The organism is Streptomyces sp. NPDC042346, assembly GCF_055581845.1.
In genome coordinates this window covers 274,112-300,378 of record NZ_JBVJEH010000013.1, presented here as the reverse complement: position 1 = coordinate 300,378, position 26,267 = coordinate 274,112, and the positions used below count along the sequence as shown (strand labels likewise).

28 protein-coding genes are annotated in these 26,267 nt (G+C 71.1%); 15 read left to right on the top strand and 13 right to left on the bottom strand.

The genetic code is table 11. The features are described from left to right. Window positions 1-266: 266 nt before the first annotated feature. Window positions 267-920, top strand: coding sequence for a hypothetical protein (locus ACZ6K0_RS38500; protein ID WP_469578283.1), 654 nt, complete (start codon window positions 267-269; stop codon window positions 918-920). Between the two features lie 348 nt (window positions 921-1,268). Here ACZ6K0_RS38500 and ACZ6K0_RS38495 read toward each other — a convergent pair whose 3' ends face one another. Then, on the bottom strand, window positions 1,269-1,835 hold the full coding sequence (locus tag ACZ6K0_RS38495) for a hypothetical protein (RefSeq protein ID WP_469578281.1): 567 nt from the start codon (window positions 1,833-1,835) through the stop codon (window positions 1,269-1,271). A 426-nt stretch (window positions 1,836-2,261) separates the two neighbouring features. Here ACZ6K0_RS38495 and ACZ6K0_RS38490 point away from each other — a divergent pair, with 426 nt between their 5' ends. After that, a complete protein-coding gene (locus ACZ6K0_RS38490) occupies window positions 2,262-3,023 on the top strand; it encodes an RNA ligase family protein (RefSeq protein WP_469578278.1) in 762 nt (253 codons plus the stop codon). 126 nt (window positions 3,024-3,149) lie between these two features. Next, window positions 3,150-3,584 carry a hypothetical protein gene (locus tag ACZ6K0_RS38485; RefSeq protein WP_469578275.1) on the top strand — a complete coding sequence of 145 codons (435 nt, stop codon included), beginning with the start codon at window positions 3,150-3,152 and terminating at the stop codon, window positions 3,582-3,584. Between the two features lie 13 nt (window positions 3,585-3,597). Here the strand turns inward: ACZ6K0_RS38485 and ACZ6K0_RS38480 are convergent, their stop codons facing one another. After that, window positions 3,598-3,768 carry a hypothetical protein gene (locus ACZ6K0_RS38480; protein WP_469578274.1) on the bottom strand — a complete coding sequence of 57 codons (171 nt, stop codon included), beginning with the start codon at window positions 3,766-3,768 and terminating at the stop codon, window positions 3,598-3,600. 247 nt (window positions 3,769-4,015) lie between these two features. Here ACZ6K0_RS38480 and ACZ6K0_RS38475 point away from each other — a divergent pair, with 247 nt between their 5' ends. The 5 genes from ACZ6K0_RS38475 (at window position 4,016) to ACZ6K0_RS38455 (ending at window position 8,411) form a co-directional block, all read left to right on the top strand. Continuing rightward, the gene (locus ACZ6K0_RS38475; protein ID WP_469578271.1) at window positions 4,016-4,414 is read left to right on the top strand and encodes a WGR domain-containing protein; all 399 of its coding nucleotides are present in this window, start codon (window positions 4,016-4,018) and stop codon (window positions 4,412-4,414) included. Between the two features lie 53 nt (window positions 4,415-4,467). Further along, entirely contained in the window at window positions 4,468-5,439 is a 972-nt protein-coding gene (locus tag ACZ6K0_RS38470) for an AAA family ATPase (protein ID WP_469578268.1), read from the top strand. After that, window positions 5,436-7,232 carry a VWA domain-containing protein gene (locus ACZ6K0_RS38465; RefSeq protein WP_469578266.1) on the top strand — a complete coding sequence of 599 codons (1,797 nt, stop codon included), beginning with the start codon at window positions 5,436-5,438 and terminating at the stop codon, window positions 7,230-7,232. Before ACZ6K0_RS38470 ends, ACZ6K0_RS38465 begins: the two co-directional genes overlap by 4 nt. An 82-nt stretch (window positions 7,233-7,314) precedes the next feature. Beyond that, window positions 7,315-7,947, top strand: coding sequence for a hypothetical protein (locus ACZ6K0_RS38460; RefSeq protein ID WP_469578263.1), 633 nt, complete (start codon window positions 7,315-7,317; stop codon window positions 7,945-7,947). A gap of 149 nt (window positions 7,948-8,096) precedes the next feature. After that, window positions 8,097-8,411 (top strand): hypothetical protein, encoded by a 315-nt coding sequence (locus ACZ6K0_RS38455; protein WP_469578261.1) that lies wholly within the window; start codon window positions 8,097-8,099, stop codon window positions 8,409-8,411. 460 nt (window positions 8,412-8,871) lie between these two features. Here ACZ6K0_RS38455 and ACZ6K0_RS38450 read toward each other — a convergent pair whose 3' ends face one another. Further along, complete coding sequence (locus tag ACZ6K0_RS38450) at window positions 8,872-11,475, bottom strand: MXAN_6230/SCO0854 family RING domain-containing protein (protein ID WP_469578258.1); 2,604 nt, start codon at window positions 11,473-11,475, stop codon at window positions 8,872-8,874. A 580-nt stretch (window positions 11,476-12,055) separates the two neighbouring features. On the opposite strand from ACZ6K0_RS38450, the gene ACZ6K0_RS38445 reads away from it, so the two are divergent. The 3 genes from ACZ6K0_RS38445 (at window position 12,056) to ACZ6K0_RS38435 (ending at window position 13,981) form a co-directional block, all read left to right on the top strand. Beyond that, entirely contained in the window at window positions 12,056-12,505 is a 450-nt protein-coding gene (locus ACZ6K0_RS38445) for a hypothetical protein (RefSeq protein ID WP_469578257.1), read from the top strand. Window positions 12,506-12,550: 45 nt separating this feature from the next. Further along, window positions 12,551-12,871 carry a hypothetical protein gene (locus ACZ6K0_RS38440; RefSeq protein ID WP_469578253.1) on the top strand — a complete coding sequence of 107 codons (321 nt, stop codon included), beginning with the start codon at window positions 12,551-12,553 and terminating at the stop codon, window positions 12,869-12,871. 483 nt (window positions 12,872-13,354) lie between these two features. After that, complete coding sequence (locus ACZ6K0_RS38435) at window positions 13,355-13,981, top strand: hypothetical protein (protein ID WP_469578250.1); 627 nt, start codon at window positions 13,355-13,357, stop codon at window positions 13,979-13,981. A 42-nt stretch (window positions 13,982-14,023) separates the two neighbouring features. On the opposite strand, the gene ACZ6K0_RS38430 is transcribed toward ACZ6K0_RS38435, so the two are convergent. The 5 genes from ACZ6K0_RS38430 to ACZ6K0_RS38410 all read right to left on the bottom strand — a co-directional run bounded on the left by ACZ6K0_RS38430 (window position 14,024) and on the right by ACZ6K0_RS38410 (window position 18,489). Then, entirely contained in the window at window positions 14,024-14,437 is a 414-nt protein-coding gene (locus ACZ6K0_RS38430) for a hypothetical protein (RefSeq protein WP_469578247.1), read from the bottom strand. Window positions 14,438-14,501: 64 nt separating this feature from the next. Next, window positions 14,502-15,104, bottom strand: a complete 603-nt coding sequence (locus tag ACZ6K0_RS38425) for a helix-turn-helix domain-containing protein (RefSeq protein WP_469578245.1) — start codon at window positions 15,102-15,104, stop codon at window positions 14,502-14,504. 9 nt (window positions 15,105-15,113) lie between these two features. Beyond that, window positions 15,114-16,775, bottom strand: coding sequence for a hypothetical protein (locus ACZ6K0_RS38420; protein ID WP_469578244.1), 1,662 nt, complete (start codon window positions 16,773-16,775; stop codon window positions 15,114-15,116). Between the two features lie 498 nt (window positions 16,776-17,273). Continuing rightward, complete coding sequence (locus ACZ6K0_RS38415) at window positions 17,274-18,053, bottom strand: hypothetical protein (protein WP_469578241.1); 780 nt, start codon at window positions 18,051-18,053, stop codon at window positions 17,274-17,276. Window positions 18,054-18,207: 154 nt separating this feature from the next. Then, window positions 18,208-18,489: an HU family DNA-binding protein gene (locus tag ACZ6K0_RS38410; protein ID WP_362485577.1), complete on the bottom strand. Its 282-nt coding sequence runs from the start codon at window positions 18,487-18,489 to the stop codon at window positions 18,208-18,210. 426 nt (window positions 18,490-18,915) lie between these two features. Between ACZ6K0_RS38410 and ACZ6K0_RS38405 the strand changes: the two genes are divergently transcribed. From ACZ6K0_RS38405 to ACZ6K0_RS38390, 4 genes are all read left to right on the top strand, one after another. Next, entirely contained in the window at window positions 18,916-19,521 is a 606-nt protein-coding gene (locus ACZ6K0_RS38405) for a hypothetical protein (protein ID WP_469578239.1), read from the top strand. Window positions 19,522-19,565: 44 nt separating this feature from the next. Continuing rightward, entirely contained in the window at window positions 19,566-20,021 is a 456-nt protein-coding gene (locus tag ACZ6K0_RS38400; protein ID WP_469578237.1) for a hypothetical protein, read from the top strand. Window positions 20,022-20,266: 245 nt separating this feature from the next. Continuing rightward, window positions 20,267-20,488 carry a hypothetical protein gene (locus tag ACZ6K0_RS38395; RefSeq protein WP_469578235.1) on the top strand — a complete coding sequence of 74 codons (222 nt, stop codon included), beginning with the start codon at window positions 20,267-20,269 and terminating at the stop codon, window positions 20,486-20,488. 123 nt (window positions 20,489-20,611) lie between these two features. Beyond that, the gene (locus ACZ6K0_RS38390; RefSeq protein ID WP_469578233.1) at window positions 20,612-21,016 is read left to right on the top strand and encodes a hypothetical protein; all 405 of its coding nucleotides are present in this window, start codon (window positions 20,612-20,614) and stop codon (window positions 21,014-21,016) included. 231 nt (window positions 21,017-21,247) lie between these two features. On the opposite strand, the gene ACZ6K0_RS38385 is transcribed toward ACZ6K0_RS38390, so the two are convergent. The 5 genes from ACZ6K0_RS38385 to ACZ6K0_RS38365 all read right to left on the bottom strand — a co-directional run bounded on the left by ACZ6K0_RS38385 (window position 21,248) and on the right by ACZ6K0_RS38365 (window position 26,024). Next, a complete protein-coding gene (locus ACZ6K0_RS38385) occupies window positions 21,248-22,513 on the bottom strand; it encodes an ATP-grasp domain-containing protein (RefSeq protein WP_469578230.1) in 1,266 nt (421 codons plus the stop codon). 46 nt (window positions 22,514-22,559) lie between these two features. Beyond that, window positions 22,560-23,309: a nuclease-related domain-containing protein gene (locus ACZ6K0_RS38380; protein ID WP_362485571.1), complete on the bottom strand. Its 750-nt coding sequence runs from the start codon at window positions 23,307-23,309 to the stop codon at window positions 22,560-22,562. Window positions 23,310-23,689: 380 nt separating this feature from the next. Continuing rightward, the gene (locus ACZ6K0_RS38375; protein ID WP_469578228.1) at window positions 23,690-24,580 is read right to left on the bottom strand and encodes a Mom family adenine methylcarbamoylation protein; all 891 of its coding nucleotides are present in this window, start codon (window positions 24,578-24,580) and stop codon (window positions 23,690-23,692) included. Beyond that, complete coding sequence (locus ACZ6K0_RS38370) at window positions 24,577-25,491, bottom strand: hypothetical protein (RefSeq protein ID WP_469578226.1); 915 nt, start codon at window positions 25,489-25,491, stop codon at window positions 24,577-24,579. The genes ACZ6K0_RS38375 and ACZ6K0_RS38370 overlap by 4 nt, the downstream gene beginning before the upstream one ends. Further along, window positions 25,488-26,024: a hypothetical protein gene (locus tag ACZ6K0_RS38365; RefSeq protein WP_469578223.1), complete on the bottom strand. Its 537-nt coding sequence runs from the start codon at window positions 26,022-26,024 to the stop codon at window positions 25,488-25,490. Before ACZ6K0_RS38365 ends, ACZ6K0_RS38370 begins: the two co-directional genes overlap by 4 nt. Window positions 26,025-26,267: the final 243 nt, after the last annotated feature.

The following is a 26,267-nucleotide window of genomic DNA, read 5'->3' as shown; positions in this document are numbered from 1 at the left end:
CCGCCGCCTGAGACGCCGCGCCGCCCTCCGCCGGCAGAAACTGCACGGCCGCCGGCCGTCGCCGCCGTCCCGGTGAGGCGCGTCCTGGTCCCTCCCAGCTGGTCGGCACTGCTCCGCCTCCGCCCGCTGGGCGGGCTCCAGAGCGCGACCTCTGTCCACAGATGCCTCGGTCGAGGATCGGCATGCGGCCGTGGAGAGCCGCGCCGCCGTGCTCCGCCCGCCTGCCTGGCAGTCCGGGGAGCCGATCTACGCGAGCAGGAGTCCTTGTGGGCAGGTTCAAGCCGAAGAAGCAGCGCCGGAGCCGTTTTCACGTTGACGGGCGGGCAGTGGACTACGCCACGTTGTCCTCCCATGCGGCCGCCGTGGCCCGCACGGTCGACGACCACGGGCGGGTGGCGTTCTGGGACGACCCCGCGCTCCAACTCGGACAGGTCGCCGACGGCGTCACCCCCTCCGGGGAGGTGACGTTCGATCCAGGCCAGACGGGCCAGCTGCCGGCGGCGTTGTTCGAGCCGGAGCGGGCCCTGGTGGTGCGGGTCCCCGGGCAGCCGGATCGCGAGCAGCAAGCGGAGGCCGCGATCGAGCTGGGGATGGGGCGGTTCAACCTCGGTTTCGCCGCGCTTCGCCCGGCGGTGGGATGGTCCCTTCACCGGCTCCCCGATGAGCGGCTTGAGCTGCGAAGCCCCAACGGGGAGGTGTTCTCGCGGATCGCCGCCCCGCTCAACCCCGCCTGGATCTCCGCAGCTCTCTCCACGGGGTTCGTCCTGTGTCTGTACGGGATCCAGCTCGGAGTGCGAACGCCGCCGGGGATGCCGGCGGATCGCTACACCGACCGTAAGAGGCTGGAGGAGTTCCGCCAGGGTCGCGGGCTGGGCCTCACGGCCGCAGGCCTCGTTCCCTACGTCAACAACCGCGGGTAGTCCGACCCCGGCTCCGGGCGGGACGGCCATCGGAAGGTCAGGTGCGGGCGCTCGTCCAGGTCTGTGCGGTGCGGGAGTCGATACGCACATTGACCTTGAGGTGGCCGTCTGCGTCGCGACGGAGCAGGGAGAGGGCTTCCTCGGAGTTCACGTCGATGGACAGCTCACCGTCTTCGGTGATGTAGCCGGCGATGCGCGCCCCGGCGAGTGCGACAACAGGTACGGCTTCCCCGGGGGCCTCGGGGTCGGGCGGGAGGTAGAACGCGGCCTGGTGCAGTTCGTGAATGAGTTGGGGGTTCAGGTGCTTCTCCTAGTCAGGTGGATGGTCCCGGGCGTCGCGTGACGGGGTCAGGCTTCGGAGCCCGGGTGCTGGCGTTCCTGCGCCCAGGCGTAGGCCAGGCGGCGGATGTTGGCGAGCGTGGCGTCCAGTGCGGCCGGTGAGATACCTCCCGGCCCGGTGTTCTCCGTGACCAGCTCCCGCAGGGCATGGTCGAAGCGAGCGTCGGCCTGGGCGCGAGCAGCCTCCGGGCCGGCGTCCTCATGGGTGACCTTCCGGCAGGACTGGCGAGCGGTGAGCGCCGCCTTGAAGAGGGCGTCGGCGGTTTCGAGTCCGTGCTGAGCGACGAGGCGGTCCCAGAGGTTGGGGTACGGGGCCTCGACTCCCTGCTCGGGATGGTCGATCAGCTCGACCACGGTCTCGATCTCGGCGTCCAGGAGAGGCAGGTGCGGCTGCTCGGGGGCGAAGCGCGCCACCTCGGCAGTGGCCGCGGCCCGTTCCGGAATGGTGGTGGGCCGCGACAGCGAGGCGTGGATCGCCTCGGCTACGTCCGGGGTGGGGATGGGGCCGATCCGGGTGACGTTCCCGTTCGCCTTCGTGACGATCACCGCAAGGGGTGTGGATGTAGTGGCGGTCACGGTCACTCCAGAGGCTGTGGCGTTCTAGGCGGGTGAGTTCGCGGTCATCCGGCGGTCGCCGAGAAGCGGATGGCCGCCTTCTCGGACGCACGGCGGGTGCGCTGGCGCTTCGGGCCTGCCGCGTGAACCCCGCTCGCTCCCGAGCGACGCAGGTTCTGAGTGGCGACAGCGTGGGCGCGGTTCCGCGTATAGGCGCTCAGCCGGGGCTTCATGACGCTCTTCCTCCAGGTCAACGATCCGAACTCGTCACACATGTAATGTACTCAATACGGGGATGCAAGTCAACTTTATTGCGTCACGAAGCGCCCCCTCCCGGGCTTGACTCTTTTAATTTGACACTACTCACCTTTGTGCGTATTTTTGAGCATGCGGGGCACTCGCCTCGCTCGCCGATGCCGGGCAGAGAGCCGGCCTACGGAGGACTTCTTGATCAAGCTCGACGCACTGGACCTCGCTGCTCTGAACTCGGCGACGAAGTACCCGCCGATCCCGACGTACCACGAGATCGACCGGGGCACGTTGCTCGACCGCACGGTGCTCTTCCACGGCGACGTGGTCCTCACCGAGAAGCTGGACGGCACGAACGTCCGGGTCGTGGTCCTGCCCGGGGGCGACTACGCGATCGGCAGCCGGGAGGACCTCCTCCACGCTCGTGGCGACCGCATCGTCAACCCGAAGGATCCGACCGTTCCCGCTCTGCGGTCCGTGGCGGACCGGCTGACGGCCCCCGCCACCGGAATCCGCGTCTACTTCTTCGAGGTCTTCGGAGACAAGATCAGCAAGGCCAGCAGGCAGTACACCGGTACCCGCGCGGTGGGCTACCGCCTCTTCGACGTCGCAGTCCTGGACGCCGCGGTCCTGGAGCTTCCGCGCCCCATGATCAGCACGTGGCGCGAGAACGGTGGTCAGCAGTTCCTCTCCGAGGACGATCTCGCCCTCACCGCCGAGGAGAACGGCATTGAGGTGACGCCGCGTCTGGGCCGCATCCCGGCGGAGCAGCTCCCGACCGACCTGTCCGGGATGCAGCAGTTCCTCGACACACGCCTGCCGGACACACTCGTCGCGCTGGACGAAGGCGCTGGCGGCCGGCCGGAGGGGCTCGTCCTGCGCACGACCGACCGCTCCGTGATCGCCAAGGCGCGCGTCGAGGACTACGCCCGCACGCTCCAGCGCCTCTCCGCCATCTGATCACCCCTCGTGCCCCGGGTCCCTGTCGTGGCGGATGCCGTGACAGGGACCGCCCGCGGAGGAACGACTCAGCCCCTCCCTCATCCCCCGTTCCCCGTTCCCCGTTCCCCGTATGAAGGAGGCCAGTTGACGTCGCCGTCCCCGCGCGTCCCGGACGCCCCGCACCGCTACCTGGACGTCCCGGTTCCGGAGGAGATCAGGGAGGAGTGGCACAGCTGGGGCGCTGCCACATGGCGCCGCAACCGGCATCTGAGCACCAACGACCTCTTCCCGCCCGATCAGCGCTACTCGGTTCGACCGCCCGCGGGGATGTGTCCGCGCCACCGGGAATCGTGGCTGGCCTACCGGAACATGAACTTCGACCCGGTCAGCAGGAACCGCTGGCCGGGCCACCCCGGCTCCCCGTTCATCCCCGTCGGCCGGGACCTGAACCGGGTTGCCGAGGAGCGCCGGTGTGAGTGGGATGAGAAGGCCTCCGCGCAGATGCGCCTGATCGAGGCGATCTGTCTCTCTGGCCGCTCCCCGCAGTGCGACCGGGTTGACGATGCCGCGACGCCTTGACGCGATGGCGGCGTCAGCCGGCGTCGGCGACGGTCAAGCCGAAGTCGAGCGTCGTGCTCGCCTCACGCAGCGCCTGCTCCGCCGTACGACGGGTCTCGGCGAGGACGTCGCCGCGTTCTTCGACGAGCCCGGCGTAGATCGGGGCATCGGCTTCTGCGAGGCCGGCAGTCTGCGGTGTGTTCATCGTGGCGCGCTCCCCCGGTTCTGGAAATTCAGGTGCCGAGTGTACGGGTGGGGTGTGGCGCTGCGGCCGGGACCGCGAAGGCGGTAACCGACAGACACCAGCTTGACCCTTTTAAGTTGACTCATGTCGACGTTCAGGGTACATTTGTTGCGTGCGTCGGGTGCATCGAGCCCCGCCGCCCGGAGGGTGGCGCACCTTGACGCCCCGATTGACGCAAAAACGTTAACCTGCATGGAGGGTTCCTCATTTGACTTCCAGCGACGACGTCCTCGGCTTCGGCTGGGAACTTCACGACGACAGCGGCGGCAGCGACAAGTTCTACCGCCTCATGGTCGTCACCGGGCCCGAGCCACTGGCGATCGGCCTGCACGGAAGCCGCGGCCAGGACGGCCAGATCGGACTGCTGCGCGCGGGCATCACCTCCGAGGAGGCGCTGAAGGAGGTGGTGAAGAAGTCCCGCGACAAGGAGCGCAAGGGCTACGAGGCGAGCCGGGAGTTCACCGTCTTCTACGTCCCCGCCTCGCTCACCGGCGCCGACAGCGCCAGGGACAACGCCCGCGCCATCGCACGCCACTTCGGCCAGTACGCCGCTCAGACCGGCACCGAGCTCCCCAAGGCCTCCCGCATCCCGGGATCGGCTTTCTAGCCGCGCAGACCGCCGCCCCGTCCCTCCCGGTCCTTTCCCCACACAGGAGTCCCTTGTCCACGCCGTTCACGAACCAGATGGCCCAGCGCGGCCGCGACAAGCTGGAAGAGCTCGCACGCCAGCGCACCCAGCCCCGTAGGCCCGCCTCGCCCCCTCTCACCCTGTCCTCGGCGCTCCCGCCGATCGGCCCCCAGATCCGCCCGAACGGGCAGCTGTACCAGCCGCGCCTGCTCGGCGGGCTGGAGGACCTCGCGTTCCTGCGCGACGCCCGCAGCCACCGCGAACACGTCCTGCTCGTCGGACCGCCGGGCACCGGCAAGACCGCCTTGAGTGAGGCCGCGTTCGTCCAGGACGCCGTCTCCGGGCAGCACTCCGGCCTGGAGACGATCGTCGGCACCGCCAGCACCGAGGTCGCGGACTTCGTCGGCACCTTCGTCCAGAACCCGGCCACGGACGCCTTCGAGTGGGTTCCGGGCCCGCTCATCCGCAGCATCGAGAACGACGTCCCGCTCCTGGTCGACGAGATCGCTCTGATCGATCCCCGGGAACTGACCGTGCTCTACGCGCTCATGGACGGGCGCGGTGAACTGCACGTCACCCAGAACCCGGCACTGCCCCCGCTCAAGGTCGGTCCCAACTGGTTCGTCATCGGCGCCTGCAACCCGGAGGTACCCGGCGCGCACCTGAGCGACGCCCTGCTGAGCCGGTTCCATCACCACGTCGAGGTGACCACCGACTGGGACCTGGCCGCCGACTTCGGCGTTCCGGTGGACCTGATCACCGTGGCCAAGAACCTGGAGAGCCGCAAGCGGCAGGAGACGTACGAGGGCTGGATCCCGCAGCTGCGCGACGCGCTGGCCTTCGCCGAGACGAGCCGGCGGTTCGGCCAGCAGTTCGCCGTCGCGGGGCTGTTGCGCAAGTGCCCCTCCCAGGACCGCCGCGAGTTCGCCGCCGCCATGAAGGAGAGGTTCGGCGACCACGCTCCGCTGTCCCTCGGTACCCGGGTTCCTGCGGGGCGCCGGTGACGAGCGTCCCGGCGGCGTCCCCCGCTCACCACGAGGAAGTCGACGCAGACCTCGCCGACGCCCGGGAAGCCCTTGCCCGGCGGCTCGGCTCCATCATCAACACCCTCGCTGATCGCGACGACGTCCTGCTCACGATGGTGTGGGACGGCGCGCCCACGGCCGACGCGGCGTGGTTCGACCCGCGGCTGATCAAGGTCACCGTCAACGGGGCGGTCGCCCTGAAGGACGGGGTCCATCCCGACCACGTGGACCCGCTCAGCATCTCGGGCAGGCTGCGGCATCCGGTGATCGTGGGGATGTCCGCCCACGAGGCCGCTCACGCGCGCAGCACCCGGTGGGGTGAGTGGGACACGTCGGCAGGTCGGGCGGTGATCCGCGCAGCCGTACTGCTCGAAGAGCCCCGGATCGAGGCCCGGCACCTCCAGGAGCGCCCGCAGGACCGTGTGTTCCTGCGCGCCTGCGCGAGCAACATCGTGTTGCCCGCCCAGGACAGCGCCTCCTCGTTGTACGACCGCTGGAGGGCGGCGGCCGGCGCCGCCCTCATCCTGGGCCGGGTGGACGCGGGTGTGCTCACCGAGACCGAAGTGCTGCCGGTGAGCGCGGCCGTTGAGGACGCTCTCGGCCCTGGCGATCTCGCCGCCCTGCGTGCCCTGTGGCAGGAGGTCCTGACGCTCGACGACGGCGACCAGCACGGTCTGCTGGATGTCGCCCGCCGGTGGGTCGAGGTCGTCGGGGCGGACGACGACGCCGACCTTCCCGGCGTCGGGTGCGCGTCGGGCGAGCCCCATGCCGGATCCACTGTGGACGACGCGGACGGCTCCGACATGATCGGGGCAGCCGTCGCCGCCGTGGCCGTGGCTGCCTCGGTGCAGGCCCAGATCTCCACGGGAGCGTTGCCCGATCCCGAGCAGGAGCGCCGAGCGGAGGAGGAAGCCGCCCGGTGCCAGCAGGAACGCCGGGTCGAGGCGTCCGCCCAGCAGGCCGCGCAGCAGGCGGCTCGCCGGGTCTTCACGCCCGCCCCCGCCCCGTCCTCCCACCGCGCGCGGCCGCGGTATCCCGTCAGCGGCCACCGGGCGCCCACACCGGTGGAGCGGGCAGCGGCCCGTCGGCTGGGCACCGCCCTGGCGAAGGCTCGGTTCCGCGAGCCCGCCCGTGTCCGCGTCGCCTCCGCGCTCCCGCCGGGCCGCCTGTCCGGGCGGGACGCCATGCTCGGAGCGGCGCAGCGCAGCCTGGGGATGCCGGTGACCGTCCGCCCCTTCCGTTCCAGGAAGCGCACGCTTTCCCCGGAGCCGCCGGTCGCCGTCGGCGTGGCCGTCGACGTGTCCGGCTCGATGCGTGCCTACACCTCGATCATCGCTTCAACGGCCTGGATGTTCGCGCACGGCACCCGGGAAGTCGCGGGGAGGGCCGCGACCGTCGCCTTCGGCACGGCCGTCACGCCGATCGTCTCGCCCGGGCAGCCGCCCTCCCAGGTCACCGAGTTCCACGCGAACGACAACAACCACCGCTTCACCGAGGCCACCAACGCGCTGGACGGCGCCCTCGGCCTGGCCCGCCACGACGGTGCCCGCGTTCTGGTCATCGTGTCCGACGGCCACTGGGAGCCGGAGGAGCGGAGGGGCGGCGAGCGTCTTGTGCGCCGCCTGATCCGCGCCGGAGTGCACGTCCTGTGGTTCTGCCTGGACCCAGGCTCGAACGTTCTGCCCGGTGCTCACCGGGTGGACATCAGCCAGGTCTCCGAGATTCCCGGCGCTCTGAGCAGCGCGCTTGTCTCCGCGCTGCGCGAGGCCTGATCGACCGGCGGGCGGGCTGTCACAGGCCCGCCCGTCTCCTTCGGCGCCCGGACACGGTGCGCCCTCATGCCGAGGAGGCTGCATGCCTATCACCACCCCCGAACAGGCCCGCCACGCTGCGAGGGACATGTCCGCGGCGGGCCCGATCGCCGAGTTCGCCGGCGGCGGCACCCCGCCGTGTTTCGCCCGCCTGCGGCTGGCCCTGGCCGGCATGCGGCGGGAGAGCCTGGCGACCGCGGCGGAGCTGGACATGGCCGACGGTCCGGACGACCCCCTCATGGAACGCGGGAAGGAAGAGGTGGCCGAGATCTCCTCCGCCATCGGTGCCCTCCTCGCGTGGGTCGAGGAGCAGCTCTGCCAGGTCGAGTTCTGCGAGTGCCGGGCCGACCGCCTGCTGCGCCGGCTCCTCGAGGAGGCGCAGGTGCCCGGGCAGACGGGCTACTCCCCCCAGCTGGGGCGCAACAGCTGCATCATCGCCGGGCGTTTCGACCGCGCGCCGGACGAACGGACCGCGTACGTCCTCATCGAGCACCAGAATCACATCGATCATGCTGTCCAGGCCCACCGCGGGTGGCGGGCCCGCATGGTCACGGCCGCCGGAGTCGCACCACTGTACGAGTCGCCGGGCTACCCGATGACCCCGGTGTCCGTCTACCGGGAAGACACCCTCGCGTGCGTACGCGTCGTCACCAACGCTCTGTACCCCTCGGCGTAGGCCGGGCCTCCTCCTCGCCGTTGCTGCCAGGGCCATGTGGCGTCGTGGTCGGTCCGCGGGGCCTCTGTCCACAGGCCCTGGGGGCGAGGCTCGCCTGAGCCGGGTCGGTTCCGTCCGGTCCAAGAGCTCTGAAACCGAGGAGACCGCCTGTGGTGATCGCCGTGCTCGACCTGTTGCTGACCCTCCTGCTGCCGTTGCTGCTGGGCGCGGCGATCACCTGCACCAGCCCCAGCGGCGCCTTGTTCACACGCCCGCCGGAACAGGGCCTGCTCGGGCGGCGCCGGCTGGACCCGGTACGCGTGCTCCCATTGCTGTTGCCGCTGGTGTGGCAGCCCGTGGTCAGCACCTATCTGCTCGTGGAGCGGTTGATCGGGGTGCTCGTCATCGCCGCCGTCGGAATGGGCCTGGGAAGGATCGGACGTGCGGCAGCCCAGCGGCTGATCCGTACGCGGAGCGGGAGTTGAACTTCCCCATGCACGCCCTCTCGCCGTCGGTGCCCTCCGTGCGGCTGGCGGCCCGGGCATCCCGGCGCATGGACGTGACGGACCGGCCGTCTGCCGGCGGGCGCGCACGCCGGCCGGGACGGACCCCGATGACCGTCTGAGGCGTCCTCACCGTTTGCGTGCTCGTCGTTGCCACAGCTGCGTGCACCTTGCTTCTGCTGGCCGCGGCCGTCGGCGGGACTGCGCCGCTCCCCCTTACGCAGGTCCTGGTCCTGCTCCTTCTGCTCGGAGAGGTGGTCGGCCTGGTCGCACTGCTCTTCTGCAGCTGGCATGTGCACCACACGGGTGTGCTTGATCGCCTCCGTCCGCCGGGCCGGCGCGGGCGCGGGCGCGGTGACCGGGCGGCGGCCGTACACGAAGGCCCTTGAGGGCGCCGCGCGGGGCGGGGCGCCGTCAAGGGCTCGTTGGTGCTGATTGGCCGCTAGCGCGGAATGAGAGCGGAGACCAGATCGGAGGCGCCGAGCAGGCGCACCTGGCGGGCGTCGAGTCCTGCCGGGTGCAGGGCGTACGCCTCACCGCCGGCGGCCAGGGGCAGGTCGCCGCGCAGCAGGTAGGCGAGGTTCACCTCGGTGGCGTCCAGGTCGACGTGCCGGTCGGTGAGCGGAGTGCCGATGCGTGCGGCGAAGTCCGCGGTGGTTTCCTCCGGCTGGCGCTGGTAGGCGGTGGTGGAGCCGTCGAGGTGACGGACGACGACGTTGGTGGCCCGTGCGGCTGCCTGCCAGGTGGCGAGTTCGCCGAGTCCGATGCGGGCGCCGGAGGTGAACAGGCCGGTCAGGCCCTCGCCGAGGTCGGCGAGGTCGTGCGCGTGCCGGTGGACGGCGTGGTGGGTGCCGGTGGCGCCCCGGACGATGTCGAGCCAGCGCATGGTGCGGCCCTGGACGTCGATCAGCAGGGGGACGCTGGCGCGGGCCTGCCCGGTCAGGTCGAAGCGCTGCTCGACCTGGCGCGGGTCGTAGACCGCTCCGGTGTTGCCGTCCTCGTCCCGGGCCATGAATCCGGCGAAGGCCTCGGCGAGGTGGTCGAAGGGCACGTTGTTGTACGAGAAGACTGCGGTGACGAGGTAGCGCACGCCGGCGGCGGCCAGCTGGTCGAGGTCGAGGTCGATGAACTCGCTGGCGCCCCGCGGGGCGGGGGCGCTCTGCAGGTCGCCGGAATGAACGGCCGCCGACCCTGCGAAGCGGAGCCGGGTGTAGTCGCAGGTGCCGATGTGGTCCCAGGTGTCGCTGAACATCGCTGCGGACAGGTCAAGGTCGGTGGTGCCGGAGTCGGCGCTCTCCATCCAGTGGAGGAAGAGGCGGACGGTGCGCCCGTCGGGCAGGGGCAGTTCGCTGCCGCGCGGCAGGGTGACCAGCGCCCGCGAGGCGGTCCGCTCGGCGAACGGTGCGATCACGCCGTGCAGGCCCGCGTCGATGACGGCGGTGTCCACCGGGGTCAGCCGGCCCGCACGGCGCAGGATCTCGCCGGTCAGGATAGACACGACGCGGTCGACGACGGCGTCCGGGAGCGGGGCGCGCTCATCTGCGGCGATGTGGGCCTTGGCGTTGCCGCCCTTGGGGAAGAAGACCCGCTTGGTGCCCTTGCGGGTCCGGGTGCGGATCTCGCCGAGGGCCGACAGGATGACCGCCGGTGCGACGCGGGGCGATGCCTGCTCCAGAGCGTCGAGGACGCGCTGGGCGTGGTCGTCTCCGGCGGTGCGCAGGACGTGGTCAAGACGCCGCAGCAGTTCGCCGGGCCTCTGGGCCAGCAGAGTCAGCGCGCGGGGCAGGTCGGCCTCGGCGAGGGCCGTCTCCACCTGGGAGGACCAGAGGGCGAGAGCGACCTTCGGGCGGTTGGTGCTGGCGGCCGGTACCCGGCGCGCAGTCGCCTCCAGGGTGCGGGAGAGAACGTCGCCGGTGAGCGTGGTCTCGCGCAGGGCGGCGATGGCCAGCGCGACCTGCGGGTAGCGGGTGGCGTACTCGAAGGGGTGCAGCCGCTCGGCCAGGTGCTTCCACGCCTGGGCGTGGCGGCGCATGTCCTCCGCGACCAGGGTCACGTCGAGGCGGTCGAGGGCCTGGAGGAGGGCGCGGCGCAGCGGGCGCGGGATGGCGGTGAAGCGGGTGGGGGTGACCAGTCCGGCGTCGCCGCCGGAGCGGACGGCCTCCAGGCGCAGGACGTCGGTGGCCGTGGTGATGTGGGCGGTCACGGCCGGGAGCACGCTCTGATAGTGGGCCAGCTCGTTGAGGAGCCACGCCAGGACGCGGGCCTTGGTCTCACGGCCGGGGATGGTCTCGGGCAGCCACTGCAGGTCCGTACGGTCACCGGCGTGGTCCAGGAGAGTGGCCAGGTCGTCGGTGTCCTGCGGACTGAGGGCACCGGTGCGCGAGAGCAGGACGGTGAGTTCGGCCGTGGCGTCGGCCTTACGGTCCGCGAGGTCGCCGCCGTGGGCGAGGATGCGCAGCCGGTCCGGGAGGGCACGGCGGGCACCGGCGGTGGGCCGGTGGTGCTGCGGGCGCAGGAAGGGGTCGTCCGCGTCGATGGGGCGCTGGCAGATCGGGCAGGCCGAGAGGTCGGCACCGTCGAAGCAGGACGTGCAGACCAGGTGCGCACACGGGTCGACCGGGTGGACGGTGGCGTTGGAGCCGCACAGCACGCACGGCTGCTCGGGGGCCTGGAGGAGGACGGACAGCACCCGGTCGACGTAAAGGGCGAGGGTGTCGGTGGGGGTGCTGGCCGGGAAGCTGCGGAACAGGGGCGTGTGGTCGCGGTCCGCGCCGAGCGCCGCGTCGATGTCGGCCAGCAGGACGCGGCCGATGGTGGCCAGTTCGGTGTCGGTGTTGCGGACGAGGACCTGGCGCAGGTCGCTCGACAGCAGGAAGCCGCGCTCGAGGAGGTCGGCTTCCAGCAGGGTGATGCCGGCGAGGGAGCCGAGGGCCGACGTCGGCGGGAACGGGGCGGACTCGTTCAGGTAGACGGCTCCACGACGGGCAAGGAGCGTCGCGGCCAGGCCGCGGCGGGCTCCGGTGGTGGTCGTGATGGTCGTCGTCATGATCGTCCTCCCCCTGTCCCGGTCGCTTGCCGGGCCTACAGGGCCCTGGCGTGCAGGGCTTCGTCTTCATGAGCCGGAGCGGAAGGGTCGCGTGCCCGCCCCGGAGGGGCGGGTGCCTGAGAGCCGCTCGGCATCGCCGAAAGTTCAACCTCATCGTGGTCGACGGGCGCAGCGGAGGCGCCGGCTGTTCGCAGCGCACCAGGAGGTGAGGCTCTCGGAGGCGGGGCGGAAAGTGAACGCGCTGGAGTCTTTTCCAAAGAGTGAGAAGGAAGCACGTATCGGAGCCGCCCCGCAGCCGGGACACTACCAACCGTCGTTTCGTCGTGGCACGGGGTTTTCGTACGTAGGACCGTAGGGGCGTTGGTGCCCCTGCACGCCCCGCAAGGGGTGGGCCCGTTGCCGCGGGGCCGGGGCCTCGCTGCGATACGACAACAGTACCCACGCCGGGGCCTAACGTCAACTTTTTTGCGTCACCCCACAGGCTCGCCCGCCTGTTGACCCTTTTATTTTGACTCTATGGCGACATTAAGGTACATTGGTGCTATGGGCCCGCTCGGGGCTCTCGACCAGGAAGGCCACCTTGACCGACACCACCCGCCCGCCCGGGAACGACCGCCCGTTCATCTCCGGCCCTGTTCCGCTGGAGCTTCTTCCGTTCCTCCCGGAGGACTTCCACGACGGAGGCGATGCCGGCGACTGGCTGGCGCACCTCAAGCCCTGGGGATGGACCGGCGTGCGGGACTGGGGCAGCGAGGGGTGGGACCTCACCAACTGGCCCTACCAGGCGGTAGCCCTCTACGACTCGCCGTTCGACATCTGCTACGCGCTCGCCGTCTACACGGAGGGGGACGTAACTGTCGAAGCCTGGGCCACCCGCGAGGAGCGCAACGCCTCGGTCGCGGCCCTCGCTCTGTCCTACTGGAGCCACTCCGGCCGCGGTCCGGCCGATGCTCCCTGCCCCGGCACTCCCCTGGCCGAGATCCCAGCCCGCTTCCGCAGCCCGTACACACCTGACGACAGCGCGGCCTGACCCCGACCCACGCCGATACCCACCCTCTCGGAGAACTGGAGCTGCATGCCCCCGACCGACGATCTCGACGACACCGAGCGCACGACCGAGGAACTGGCCGAGGTCATGTTCAGCGGCAACGTCATCGAGGTGCTCTTCGGCCACCTGCTCACCTTTCGCATCTCCCTCGGCGACGTCGACGTCTCCGTCCGCCACGCGCTGAGCCCGGAGCAGATCGCGGACTTGACCGCCGGTCTCGGCCAGGGCGAGGTCCGGCTTACCGTGCCCGCCGCTCCCCAGACCCGCGGCCCGTTGCTCGTCGACCCTGGCGAGGCCGCACTCCTGACCCGTGCCCTGGAAGCGCGGAACAGCCTCCTCGGCGGCTAGCCGCGCGCAGAGGGCCCGTTGGCTGCTCACCCCTGTTCGCGCAGGTAACGGGCTGTTGCGCTCAACTCCGTGACACCTCGTACCCGCACCCGTCCCAAGGCCGAGGACGACCTGAGCACCACCCGGGCCCTGCACCGTGCATCGCTGCCGTCTCTCTGCTCGCCGCCCTGGAAGGCCGCTGCGGCCGGCTGTCGAAGCGCCTGCCAGCCATCCGGCCGCTCGACGCCGCCCCGGAGCCTCGTGATCGTGACCGGGAGCGCCGGCCCGGCCTGTGGTAGCCCTGCACCCGCCCTGCCGCTCGGTGTCCGAATCTGTCCGACGGCGTCCGTCGGACAGGCTCGGACGCTTCCGGACAGCAGGACGTCCGCGCGCCGGTAACCTGGCCAACTGTCCTTTGCAAAGTGCGATATGGGGTGGTGGGCGCCAGTGGCGCAGGGAACAACCGCAGCAACAGCATGGGTGGCCGCGGGCACCCGGCAGCAGATGAAGGACGTCCTCGATGTCGAGAAGAGCCGCCGCATCATCCTTTCCTCCGCGCCGGCCTGGCAGACCCGGGGCCTGACTCGCGAGGAGAGGGCCGAGGTTCGTGACCGCTGGCGGCTGGAGGTGCTCCGTCTACGCGAGGCAGCGCAGTTGCTCGACACGATCGACACCCTGGCGGCCTGCGGTATCGCGCAAGAGCTCAGAGAACGTGGCTGGTCCCGGACATGGCCCGCGATCCCCTCGGAGGCCCGAGCCCTCGGCGGCCGGTGGCCGGGGTCGCGCAACGGCGGCTTCCCGGAGAGCATCCCGCTGCGCCTGCCGAGCGGTCTCGCCGATCAGGTGCTGGCGGCATGCTGGCATACGTCGGTCACCTCGATCCGGAAGATCCGGCAGTGGCGCGAGAAGTACCCCGATCTCGTACCACCAGCTGCCGCGCCCGATCCCAAGACCCTCTCCGAGCTGCCCGACCCCCTGGCGGAATACGAGCATCTCGCTGCGAACGTCACCACCGTGGGCGCCATCTACCGGTCGGGGATCAAGCGCGGAATCCAGGCTGCGCAGGCGCTTCCGGCCGCGCACTCCCCCGCCCTGGGGAACGAGGCCGAAGCGGCCACGGAGCCGTCCTGAGAGCGTCGCCTCCAGGCGCGGCGGGCCGGACCGCCGCATGGGCTAGAACAGCACGTTGTCATCCGTCGGCGGCACGACGCGTTCCGTGGTGGGCGGCCGGTAGTGGATCTCCACCCAGCCGTCCCGGCGGTAGACCCGCATCTCGTCGCACTGCGGGCAGCGCACCGCGTAGTGGGTCTTGCACCAGTACGGCTTGCCCTGGGCGCACACCCACTTAGACGGCTGGCCAGGCTGGGAACGCCGGACACGGACCATGGTCGGCTCCGGGGTGTACCAGGTAGCGCCGAAGACGGTCGACAGCGGTCCGGGGAAGGCGCACGTCGGGCAGGCGGGGTCGATGTGCGAGGCGATGACGGCGGGTTCCCATCTCCCCCAGCGGATCTCGCCCGCCTCCTGGTCGTGGTCCGGCAGCGCGGGGAGGACCCGTGCGGTCGCGGTCTCGGCCGGTGTCACCATGGCACCCAGTGTGCCTGTCTCCACCGACAGCGGCCCCGGGCCGGCGCCTCGGGGCCAGCTCTACTCACTCACCCGTACGGCTTGAGCCCGTCATCACGGGCACGTTGAAGACGAGGGAGCCCGCGTCGTACCCGAAGTCCCCGGGGTGGAAGCCGCCCGCGACACCGCCGTTGAAGTACGAGGCGATCCCGGCCTGAATGATGGCGTCGACCTCGCTCTCGCTCTCCGCCCGCGCCAGAGCGGCGAGATCCTGCCCACTGAGGGTGACGTTGATATCTCGTGAGCGGATCGCGTCCGAGCCCCGGACGGTGAAGTTGTTGACCCGCGGTACCAGGACGTGACCGCGGTGATGCTCGGCTTGCCGGGCTCGGCGCTCGCGGCCGCGCTTGGTCGTCTGCGCGGCTGTGGAGTCGCGCAGGAGCCGGGCGGCGTTCGCTCCCTGCGGCCTACGTGATCCGTCGAGCCAGCGCTGGACGGTGCGGGGCTTGACGTTGTACGCAGCGGCCATGGCGGCCGTCTCGCCGCCGTAGATCCGTTCGAGGGCATGCGCGGTCTGCGTGGTGGTGCGTACCGGCGCCTGCTTGGACGTGTAGAAGAGCTGATTGACCCGGGAGTACATCTCGGTCAAGTCAGCCTGCCTGGCCTCTTCTTCTCGGCTCGTGGTCACGGCTGGTCCTTACGCGGCTACGGCGATGCCGTCGGTGGTGTAGTCGTGGGTGAGGGGGGAGGGGTGCTCGTTGTCGTTGAGGAGCTCCAGGACTGCGGCCATGGGGATGCTCGCCTCGTGCTTGAACTGGCCGGGGCCGATTCCCAGGCGCAGGACGCCGAGGACCGGCTTGCCCTTCTCCGGCGGGGTCAGCAGCTCCAGCGGCGACGGCTGCTCGGTGGCGTACAGGTAGGAGTCGACGTTGATCGCGAACGGGGCCCGGCCGGTCTTCGTGTACGTCTTGCGCATGCGCCTGTGGTTGGCGATGCGGGCCGCGGAGATGATGGTGTACCGCACTTCCGGCCGGTAGGACCAGTTGGCCACGACGTCCCGCAGCCAGGTCTCCTCGTCGAGGTACGCGGCCCCGTCGGTCCACTTCCCGACGCCGCCCTTGTAGATCGCCTTGTAGAGGCCGGCGAGCACCAAAGCGTCGGTGCGGTCGGTGTCCTCGGAGTCGATGTCCTTGTGCACGGCGTAGGCGGCGAGGAACTCCTCGGGCTCTTGCCCGTCCTTGAGTCCGAGAAGGCCGTAGGCGCCCTTGTACGCCTCGCGCAGCCGGATGGTCCACTCCTTGAGGAAGGGCACCGTCATGGTCGACAGGTACGCCTCGGTGATGGTGGTGGGGTCGAAGCCATACTCGGTGACCATGTAGGCGACGGTCGGGGTGGCGTACCAGCCGGCGCTGGCGGGGGGCTGGCCGTGGAACGTGGCCGGGTGCGGCAGGAGAGGGTCCACTTCGATGTCGGTGAAGTCGCACCACCACAGCCCAGCGGGGGGCGCCTTGGTGTCCCAGACCGGTTCGGAGTAGTGCTCCAGGGGCCCGGCGGGCAGGCGCAGTGACATGGTCACCGACAGGTACGAGGCGCACACATCGCAGGCAACGGCGTACGGCATGGCGGCTTCTGCCTCCGTGAGGGGCCGGGACCAGTACTTGTAGTCCTCCTCCTCGCACACGACGTCGCCGCGCTCCTGGAGTTCCCGGGTCAGGGGGTGGCGGGCTCCGGCGGCCGGCGGCACGACGATGTCACCGCCGGGCAGTGCCCCCTCACGAGGCCGCGACCCCCACTCGCCCTCCTCGTTCTGGAACGGCTCGGTGCGAGGGCGGACAGCGTCGAGGAGCAGCTTGCTGGTGGTGGCGGGGGTGACGCCGGGCGCGATCCCCAGGTCGGCTACGTACTTGCGGATCCGGCGCGCGAGGGTCCGCGCGTCCAGCTCGCCGGTGGGCGTGGCGGCGAGCTCGGCCAGCATCGCGCCCGTCACCTGCTGCTTGTCGCTCCCCTGGCCGAGCCAGGGTGCGATCAGCACACGCAGGGAGGACTTCGGTCCGCCGACAGCCCCGGCGCGGCGGAAGGCGTGGAAGACGGGACCGAGTTCCTGGGAGAGTTCCATGCCGACGCTGGCGGCCGCCGTGTTCATCTTCTTCGTGAACGCGGCGAGCGCCTTCTCCGTGGACGGAAAGGCCGCCGACAGCCCGAGGGCCTTGAGCGCCGTGGCCGACAGGCAGACGATGCCGTCACCGGTCCGTCCAGCGTCGTGGACCCGGTCGATACGCAGAGGCAGGCCGGTGCCGAGCCAGGCGAACCAGTCGGTGAGCTTCGTCCCGGCCGGCGACGGGACCTGGGCGATGTCCACCTGCCAGCCGTTTTCGTCATGGTCGAGTGCGACGGCCGGCCACCGTCGAGGAGCGTTCGCGGCCGGGTTGGTGACGCTCCCGGCGCGGGCGGGAGCACGGCGTCCGCCAGGGCGGCCGGCCCCCTGTGCGGGGCGTGTGCTGTGGGAGGGGCGAGGGGGGACCGGCTGGCTCACCGTCTGCTCCTGCGTGTGCTGGGGAGGGGTGTTGACGATGCGGTCCGGGCTGACGGCGGGCGTGGGGGCGACATCGGGCTGAGTCTGCCGGGCGGCCTCGGCCTCACGTTCGGCGCGGCGTCGCAGGTGACGCTCAATGGTCGCAGCGCGGGATTCCGCCGTGCACCGCTCCGGGCAGCGCTTCCATTTCGGGACCATCTGGTCGTCTTCAAGGACCCAGGCCACGACATAGCCGGGGCGGCCGTGGCCGACGCATCCGCCACATCCGGCGGGGCGTACCTGGGTCATCGTCTGTCCTACCCTTCCGGGATCCTGTCCTGGAGTTCAGGTGCTCTGGGGTGTGGGGGTGCCGAACATCTGCTCGGCGGAGGGCAGTTTCGCGGCGGTCCGGGCGGCCTGGTCGCGGGCGGCCTGGTCTGCGGGGAGCAGGCGGTCAAGCTCCCGCTGGGCAGCGTCGCGTATCCGTGCGGCGCTGGCGGGCTTGTTCCCGGCCAGGCCGGGGATGTTGGCCGCGATGCTGGCGAGCAGCGCGTTGATCGCGTTGCCGTCTCCGTGGTTCTCGCCAGCGGTTCCCGCTGCGGCGTCGGCCAGGTTGACCGCCATGGTCAGGTAGTTGACCTGATCCGTGCCAGGAGCGAGGAGCCGTTGGCGCAAGGGCCATGCGGAGGATGCGAGCACGGAGCGGGCGGATCGGAAGGACTCGGTGAGCAGGGCGGGACACACGTGCGTGCGTACGACTCTGTGGCTGCGGAAGCTGCGCTCTTCGTCCCGGCGCAGGCTCGCCATGCGCGCGGAGGACAGGGGCGCGCCCCCGAAGAAGGCCTCGTTCACGGCCCGGATCGTCTTCTGACTCGCCGGGGCTCCGATGAGGGTCAGAGTCTGCAGCACCCGCTCGCGCACGGACTTCAGCGGCCGGAGCTCGGCCATGACGGAAGCCGGCGGATCGGCTGGCACGCCGAGCAGTGCGAACCAGTGATCCTGGGCGCTCTGCAGCCGCGAGCGGAGGTCGATGAGGAGTGCGGTGTCCGACACCTCGGACGCGGCCCGCATCTCGGTCCGAAGTCGGGCCATCTGCCCCTCGACCTCGTCCAGCGCCTTCTTCATGCCGCCAACTTACCAGGGTTTTCTCATCTATACCTATGTTTTCCCATATCCAAAATAGGCCCGGAAGCCGATGGGGCGGACCGGATTCCCCGGTCCGCCCCATCGGCAGCTCGACGACGGCAGGACTGCAACTTCCCGCCGACCCCTGGGGGAGCTACTCCCCCTTGGCGGCTTCCTTGAGCTTCGAGCCCACGGAGACCTTCACGCCGTAGCCGGCGGGGATGGTCATCCGCTGACCCGAAGCCGGGTTGCGCCCCTCCCGAGCGGCACGGTGGGTGCGCTCGAAGGTGAGGAAGCCGGGCACGGTGACCTTCTCGTCGCCCTTGGAGACGACATCGCCGACGATCTCGGCGAACGCGGCCAGGACGGCGTCGGCGTCCTTGCGGGCCACCCTTGCGCGGTCGGCCAGCGCGGCCACCAGCTCACTGCGATTCATCCTGAATTCTCCATGTCGTTCTGCCTGCACGGCTGCTGCCCCTTCATGCTGCCAGGCCCCACCGACAACGCCGTCCGGCGCGCGAGCCGCAGGCCGGGCCGCCCGATGCCGGCCACCCGCCGAGCCGCCCTACCGGGTCCTCACACCGCCCGGACTCGAAGGTCGCGGAAGGGGCCGGCCCGCACGCGAACCCCCTCCCGTACCGGCGATCCAGTCCGGCCCGTAGTGACGCAATAATCTTGACCACTCCTCACGCTTACGTTAAACTAAAAGAGTCAAGCCGGATGAGGGGCACCCTCCCGGCAATGACCCGCCAGCCCGCCGTCCGGCGCTCTCCCTACGCCCGCCGGACGGCTTCCTCCGACGGGCCCGCCCCATCCCCCCCGGGCGGGCCCGTCGGCCCCCTGATGCCCGGGAGGAGCCGAGGTGCCTGATCCAGGACTGCGCGAGCAGCACACGACCACCCGCGACCTCGGGCCCTACGGCCGCCTCGACATCGCCGAGCGCACCGACGCCCGGTCCGGAAGCGTCCTGTACCGGCTCCACGCTCCACACGTACGCGGATGCGTGATGCTGTCCCCCGCCACCTCGGCGGACGACCCCACGATGCCCGCGCGGGCTCCCGGCGAACTCCTCATCCATCCCGACCAGTTCGCCTCTGCCTTTGCCCTGCACGACCCGCGGCCGTTGTCAGTGAACAACATCGTGCTCACCGGCCCGGTCCGCGTCACCATCGAGGAGGAGACGGACTTCCGGCCCCTGCGCCGGGGAAAGACCGGCCGCCCCGAATGGCTCCCACCGCGCACGCACCGGCACGCCCGGGCCGTCCTCGGCGCCCTCATCGAGACCTGGCGGCAGCGCCAGGACCTTGAGGAGCTGACCACCGCCGCCCGACGGCAGGCCGCACAGATCTACCTCAAGACCTACACCGCACAGCTCAGCGCGCGCCGCGAGACCGCGCTCCGCGCCCTCACCGCCGTGGCGGACGCCGAGCGGCGCGTGAGCGCGCTGCACGCCCTCCTCACCGCGTAGTCCCCGCCTGACGGCAGCCATCGCCCCAGAGAAACGGACCTGCCATGCCCACGACCCCCCAGGCCGACCCGGCCATCTCCGCCGTCCGCGCCGCACTGGATGCAGCCGGCCACAAGCTGAGCGAACTCCTCGTCATCCGCCCCGACCGCGGCGCCGAACACCTCGTCGTCCGCTTCAACCCGCTCAGCTCCGACACCTGGGATCTCGAGGAGGAGCAGAGCACCGCGTACGCCAAGACGCTCCGCCGTGCTGGGTGGGAGAGCGCCGTCGACCTCGGCGCCCTCGTGTTCATTCCCGATGTCCCGGCCCCCTCGACCGCACCGAAGACGTACGTCGCCTCCTGGCGTATCGCCGTCGAAGGCGTCGACGACGCCCAGCAGGCGGCCGACGAGGCGCGCGCGCGTCAGCTCGACCCGGGTGTGACGGAGTCCTTGTGGACGGTCACCGACGCCGTGGGCCGTACGCGCACGATCCACTGCTCCGACCCTGACCTCTCGTAACTCACCGGACCACGCAAGGGCGGGAACGATCACTCCGGCCTCGTCGGCGCGCCTGGCGGCACATGCCCGCGCCGACGTACAGGCCCGCATGCCCGCCTCGGACGGCGCCGACTCGGAGCCTGCAGCGAGGCGTGTCGGCCCCGGCCTCCGAGTACCGGCCGCTGGAGGATCACGCCGGCGTGGCCAGCTCTGTGCCTAACCGAACCACCCACAGCGCTTCGCCCACTACGACCCATGGAGGGCCCGTGCCCCGCTACACCTTCTCGTCGCTGCCCACGTCCCTCCGGTTCAGCCTCATCGCCGCAACCGCCGAGGAGGCTGAAGCGCGGGCTGCGCAGCTCGAAGACGAGACGCATGACCTCGCCTCCCTCGACAAGCTCGGCGTACGGATCGAGGGCCTCTCCTTCGGCGACCACAGCGACACCGAGCTGGCCGAGGGCAGCGCCGCGGGGCCCGTCGGCGCATAGGGCCTGGTCAGTTCTTCGGCAAGAAGGGATACACCAGCTGTGTCGAGCAACACGTCCGTCTCGGGCGCCGACGGCGCCGGACCTTCCCACCCGGCCCCTGGGAGGGGCAGGCGGAGGGCCACCGTGCGGGAGCGGGAGTACCTCACGCGCGCTGCCAGGCACCCCGAGGGGCACGTGCCGGGCGAGGCCAGCGCGCGGCTGGTCGAGGCGATGCTGATGGAGGGGTGGATCTACCGGGAGGACGGTGACGGCTTCCGGCTGGAGCCCGAGGAGGCCCTGGCGTTTCGCGGGCGCACCGCCTGGAAGATCACGCCGGACGGACGCTGGGCCGCGCTGGGCCTTCGGCAGCGCGTGCTGCTCGCCGGGGCCAAGACAGGAAGTCGGCCGCTCGCATGCGACGACGTCAGGGCGAAGGCCCTCGTGGAGATGCACCTGGCCGAGGCCGTCGGCGATGCCGTTGGACTGACCGTCCTGGGCGACGAACTGGTGCGTGCCTTCGTGACATCTCGCGACGGCTATCAGCCGTGAGGCTTCGGGGCCCGGGGTGTCTCTCGGGGGACGACGCGGGCTCCGAAGCCTCACGGCTCGAGGCCGGGGCGGAGTGCCGGGGGGGTGACGCTCCGCGCGGGCTGCTCGTGCGCTCCATGCTAGTGCTGCTCCCCGCCGTGCGCGGAGGTTTTCACTCGTCGGTACGTCGTGCCGAATCGGTCTGCACCGTGCGCTCGCCCGCACTCGGCCGGCCTTCGGGGATCCGGCGGATCACGGACCGGTACTGGCGACAGGGATGGCCAGGCCGCCGGTGTGGAGCCCGTCCCGCTCCCACTGCCTGAGCGTGAGGTAGTCGCGCTCCACCCGCTCCTCCGTCTCCGCGGCGAGATACAAGTATCCGGGCGTGCTGAGCAGGTCGGCGGTCGGCCGCAGCGGATCGCCGTGGTCGACGGCTGGGCAGACCTCGACGGCGCTGGGCAGGGCGGCGGCCCGAATCATGGCGGCCCGGTCTGCGCGGCCGGCGCGGTGGTTGATGAACTCGACATTGCGCAGGGCACCGGTCCAGGTGAGGTGGCGGTCGTCGAAGTCGTCGAAGGCCTTCGGGGCGGCCAGGGCTGCTGCTGCCAGGGCGGTCTGGGACATGCCGCAGTGCTGTTCGACGACGGTCGGCGATGTCGCGCCCCCGAGCCGGGCGCCGGTTTCGATCAGGACGGGACCGGTCGCAGTGAGCATGACCTCGGTGTGCGCCGGGGAGTTGCGGATGCCGAGGGCGTCGAGCACGGCGAAGGTGTACGCGCGCAGGAGACGGGCCTCCGGGGTGTTCGCCGGTACGGGCTCCTCGTAGTCGTAGACGGGGCCGGCGCCGGGACGGACCTGTTTGGTGTAGCGCCAGATCTCGGCGACCTTGTGCCGGCTGTTGAGGGTGACGGTGTTGATGTAGTACTCGGTGCCGACGAGGCGCTCCTGGACCAGGGCAGTGGTGTTCGGCTGGCCGAAGATGTTCCGGCTGTCCAGTACGGTGCGCGTGGCGTCGTGGACGTCGGCGGGTGTCCGACAGAAGCGGACGCCGTCCGAGCCGGCGGAGGCCAGGGGCTTGACGACGGCTTCGGGGAGGCCCGACGTAGCGAACCACTGTGCCGCGGTGGCGGGGGACGCTGCCAGATGCGTGCGCGGGGTGGCGAGGCCGGCGGCGCGGACGGTGGCGGCCATGAGGTTCTTGTCGCGGCGGGCCGAGCTCTGTTCGGGGACGTTGGTGGGCAGGCCCAGGGCGTGGGAGAGGGCCTCGGCGGTCGTGACGCCAGACTCGGTGCCGGCCACAACGCGTGTGGTTCCTTCGCTCCTGAGCCGTTCCGCGAGGGTGCCGAGGTCCGGGACGAAGCCGAAGTCGCGGATGTAGTGGGCCGGGTTGTAGGTGCGGCGCAGGAAGTCGTGGTTGTCGGGCTGGCTCTGAATGTGGACGCAGGGCACGCCCAGGTGGTGGAGCCGTGCTGCGAGGGCGGCTCCGGTGGAGTAGCCGTCGACGATGGCGATGGTCATGGTTATCCCTCGGGTTGGCCGCGAAGCGGCGCGGGGTGGAAGGGGCTTACGCGGCGGGCTGGAGACGGTTGCGGGCGAGTCGGTAGGTCGCGGCGACGCGGGCCCGGTTCCAGCCGGGGGTGCGCGGCAGGTCACGCAGGTGGCGGCGGAGTTCACTGGCCTGGACGATGGTCACGCCGCCGCTGCGCAGACCTCCGCGGGGGACGGGGGCGTGGTGGACGGCGATGACGGCGCGGACCGGATGACCGAGCGCCTGTGCAGCGGATTCGGCTTCCCACAGGACGGTCTCGATGGTCTTGTCCTGGGGGTAGCGGCCGTACCAGAGGCGGCCGCGGCGGTCGGTGGTGACGCGGGCGTTCTTGGCGCCCCAGGTCTTGGTGTCGACGTACACGGGTCCGCAGCGGCCTATGACGAGGTGGTCGCCGTTGTACTTGGTGCCGACGCGGAAGTCGTGGATGACGGCCCAGGTACCGAGGCCGCACCAGACAAGGGTGCGCAGGATGCGTGCCGTCTTCCGCTCGCCGGCGGCTCCGCGTGCCCAGGTGCTGCCGCCGTTGCGGTAGAGGCGGCGCAGCGCGAGGACGGTGATGGTCAGGGCGACCGCGAAGCCGGCGCGGGCACTGGTCACGGTGGCGGTCAGGTAGGCGGCGCCCGCGGCGGCGGGTGCAACGAGGAGAGGAACGGCCCAGGCGGCCGTGCGGTGTTGCTTCCTGCGCTCGTCGGCGCGGATGGTGTCGGCCATGCGCTGGGCGCTGGCGCCGGCGCCGGTGCGGCGCCTGGAGCCGATCAGGGACATGCCGTGGTCCTTCGGGACGGGGTCGGGTTCGTGGCGATGGTGTGGCCGGTGATCTGTGGACAGAGGCCGGCGCCCGGCGCCAGGGGGCGTGCGGCGGCATCGGTCGGTGGCGGTGGCGGGGCGCAGCCGGGGTGAGCTCGCGGCGCGGCTCGGCGGGTTTCGGCTGCTCGGCAGCCGAGTGGCGTAGAGCTCAGGGCGTTGTTCCGCTGCGCCCGGCACGAGGGCGGGCGCGGGATGTCAGCTCAGGGTCCAGGTTCATCCGTCCCGCTGGAGCTGGTCGAGACCGGCCAGCCCCGAGGGCCTGCACGATGTCGGGATTCGCCGCAGCATGGAGGAGAGCGCCCGCGGGTGGAAGCCAGCAGGTGGCCGCGGGGCAGCGTTCAGTCGGGCGGGTCCGGGACCTTCGGGTACGCGGTCACGGGCGGGTGGCCCAGGCGGATGACCTCGCGTTCGCGGCGGTTGCTCGGGAGACGAAATACATACCGGTGTGGGCCGCGATGTCTGATTCTGCGGGCTCCGATGTCGGCCAGGGCGTCCCGCAGCCACTCGGCGGGGTTCACTCCGGCACGGGGGACGGTGGCGCCGAGTCGGATCAGCTTCTCCTCGCAGTACCGGTGGCCCTGTTCCTGTTTGCGGATCTTCTGGGCTGCCCGGTCGTGGAGGATGGTGCCGTCGGGCAGCAGGACGAGCGTGCGCGCCGCCCCACGGCCCGTGTAGACGGCGTTCGTGGCTTGATATATTCGCCCGATATGCCCGATAGCTGTGAGGGTGCCGTCCGCGCTGCGCCGGGGAACGGGATCAGCGAAGGAGACGACTCCCTTCACGCCGGTCGCGCGCAGCTCGGAGAAACATCTCGCCAGGAACCAGGACTCGGAATTGCCCGGGCAGGCGTCGGTCAGCACGAACCGGGAGCACACCAACGCCTCGACGTTCGGGCGAAGTTCAGGCAGTGCTCGGCTGAGCACGTTCGCGCCGGCCGGGGTGCCGAAGACGGCCACGCCGGAGAGCTGGGGCTCGCCGGCGTCCAGCCGGTAGAGACCGAACCTCCTGGTCGCGGAGGGGTAGGAGGCGGAGTAGTGGTGCGCGAGAACGAAGTCCTTGGCCGGCTTCTCCGGCAGCGGGTGGACCTCGAAGCTGCGGGCGTCGAAGCCTCCGTCGCTCCGGTGCCTCCATGACGGCTTGCGGTGCGTCCAGCGGCGGCACCAGTCGGACGCGGTGGGGACCTCGGGCAGGTCCTCGGCAGGTGGCCCGTCGAGAACGCGGCCGGTCACTGCGGCTCCTGGGCGTCGGGGGCGACCGGCTCCGCGTCGTAGGCCGCGCCGAGCGCGGCGGGCGGATAGAGCCAGGCTCCGTGGTCCGGGTAGCTGACGCGGGCCGTGAAGGTCGGCCTCCAGGTGGCGCCGCAGTCGTCGCTGGACATCGTGGGCCCGAGGTAGGTGACCTGGTGCCCAGACGGGTCCGTCAGCGTGGCGCCGGGGGTGATCTCCCGGCCGGTGGCGGTCTCCCGCAGGATCCGGATGGGCTCGTCGGCGCGGTGCAGCTCCTCGCGCAGCGGGTTTCGGGTCAGCGTGTAGGGGAGGGCGTCCAGCGTGGCCTTGTGCTCCAGGTACGCGTCGAGTGCGGTGCTGCCGGCGGAGGTGAGTTCCAGGCTGACGCCGTCACCGCGGTACCGGAGGAGTCCCGCGGTGAACAGCTCCGGCGGCGGCGCACCGAGGTAGGAGCGGAACTTGCCGGAGCGGTCGACGAGGTAGCGCACGGCGCCGTACTCGGTGACAGCGCTCAGGGCGCCGCGCCGGGCTGCCTGAAGGTAGCGGGCGTCGCGGTCGACGAGGGCGGTGCGGTGGGTGATCGGGGACTCCCGGGGTCGTGTGGGTGTGCGGGTGACACGGGGTCGAGCGTGGTGCGCTACGGCGGGGTGGGCGGATGCCGTCGCGTTCTCCTGCTGGTGCTGGTTGGCCTGGTCACGCGTGGTGTACAGGACGCCTCCGGGGTCGGTGCGCGCCTCGGGCCAGGTGGTCTTGGGCAGGGCTGTCCACTGGCGCAGTTCGCGCTCCGACAGGTGTCCTGCGGCTCGGAACTGGCTGATGCCCGTGCTGAGGTGACCGGTGCTGACGGAGGTGGGCAGTACGCGGCGGGCGGGTGAGCGCGTGGTCCTTGGAGGCGGCGGACAGGCGCCGGTCACGGGGCATCGGGGCGCAGGTCCACCGGAGCGTCCGGCAGCGGTGCCCACCAGATCCTCGTGCCGAGGCGGCATTCGAAGACCTGTGCCCCGCTGTCGTCCGTGGTGTCCAGGCTGTACAAGCCTTCGGTGTTGTACGTGACGCACACGGTGGTGTCCTGGGTCGGCTCGACAGCACTGCGCGTAGCCGGGCCGCCGAAGCGGATCCGCAGGTTCTTGGTACGCGCGCTCGCGCCGGTCTCCCGGAGCGTGGTGGCGCGCCACAGGTTGAGATCCTGCTCGGGGGTGTGCGCGATGCGTCCGGTGTCCGGGTAGAGCATGAGCCGGTTGGACAGGGCGGGGGCGTCGCCGCGCTTACCGATGTAGACGAGCCAGCCCTCGGCGCGGCCGGTGTGGCGCTGTCCGGTCTCGGGGCGGGGGGCGGCGAGAAGGTATCCGGCGCGCGGGGTGTCGACACCTCGGCTGTCCGTGCCGTGGGCGTGGACGTGGTCGCCGGCGTTCAGAGCGGCGACGGTGGTTTCCAGGTCGGTGTGCAAGGCGGAACTCCTTCGAGGAGAACGAGTGGCGGTGGGGTGCGCGGTAGCGGAGGCCGGGGCGGCAGGGGGTGGGCGAGCTTGCGAGCTGGTCGGTTCCGGCGTCGCGGGCTGTGACGAGGCCTAAGGGATACTCGCCGTGCCTGTGGTCGAACCGGCTGCACAGCGGGCGCAACACTGCGGCGTTGCCGTCGGCCAGGTTGGGGACGGCGTCGGCTTCGTCGAGCTCGTCGTTCTCGTCATCGG

Coding starts and splice junctions, on each gene's coding strand:
- ACZ6K0_RS38480 (WP_469578274.1), bottom strand. CDS start 3,768: ATGAACACACCGCAGACTGCCGGCCTCGCAGAAGCCGATGCCCCGATC.
- ACZ6K0_RS38460 (WP_469578263.1), top strand. CDS start 7,315: ATGCCTATCACCACCCCCGAACAGGCCCGCCACGCTGCGAGGGACATG.
- ACZ6K0_RS38450 (WP_469578258.1), bottom strand. CDS start 11,475: ATGACGACGACCATCACGACCACCACCGGAGCCCGCCGCGGCCTGGCC.
- ACZ6K0_RS38440 (WP_469578253.1), top strand. CDS start 12,551: ATGCCCCCGACCGACGATCTCGACGACACCGAGCGCACGACCGAGGAA.
- ACZ6K0_RS38435 (WP_469578250.1), top strand. CDS start 13,355: ATGAAGGACGTCCTCGATGTCGAGAAGAGCCGCCGCATCATCCTTTCC.
- ACZ6K0_RS38430 (WP_469578247.1), bottom strand. CDS start 14,437: ATGGTGACACCGGCCGAGACCGCGACCGCACGGGTCCTCCCCGCGCTG.
- ACZ6K0_RS38415 (WP_469578241.1), bottom strand. CDS start 18,053: ATGAAGAAGGCGCTGGACGAGGTCGAGGGGCAGATGGCCCGACTTCGG.
- ACZ6K0_RS38410 (WP_362485577.1), bottom strand. CDS start 18,489: ATGAATCGCAGTGAGCTGGTGGCCGCGCTGGCCGACCGCGCAAGGGTG.
- ACZ6K0_RS38400 (WP_469578237.1), top strand. CDS start 19,566: ATGCCCACGACCCCCCAGGCCGACCCGGCCATCTCCGCCGTCCGCGCC.
- ACZ6K0_RS38385 (WP_469578230.1), bottom strand. CDS start 22,513: ATGACCATCGCCATCGTCGACGGCTACTCCACCGGAGCCGCCCTCGCA.
- ACZ6K0_RS38380 (WP_362485571.1), bottom strand. CDS start 23,309: ATGTCCCTGATCGGCTCCAGGCGCCGCACCGGCGCCGGCGCCAGCGCC.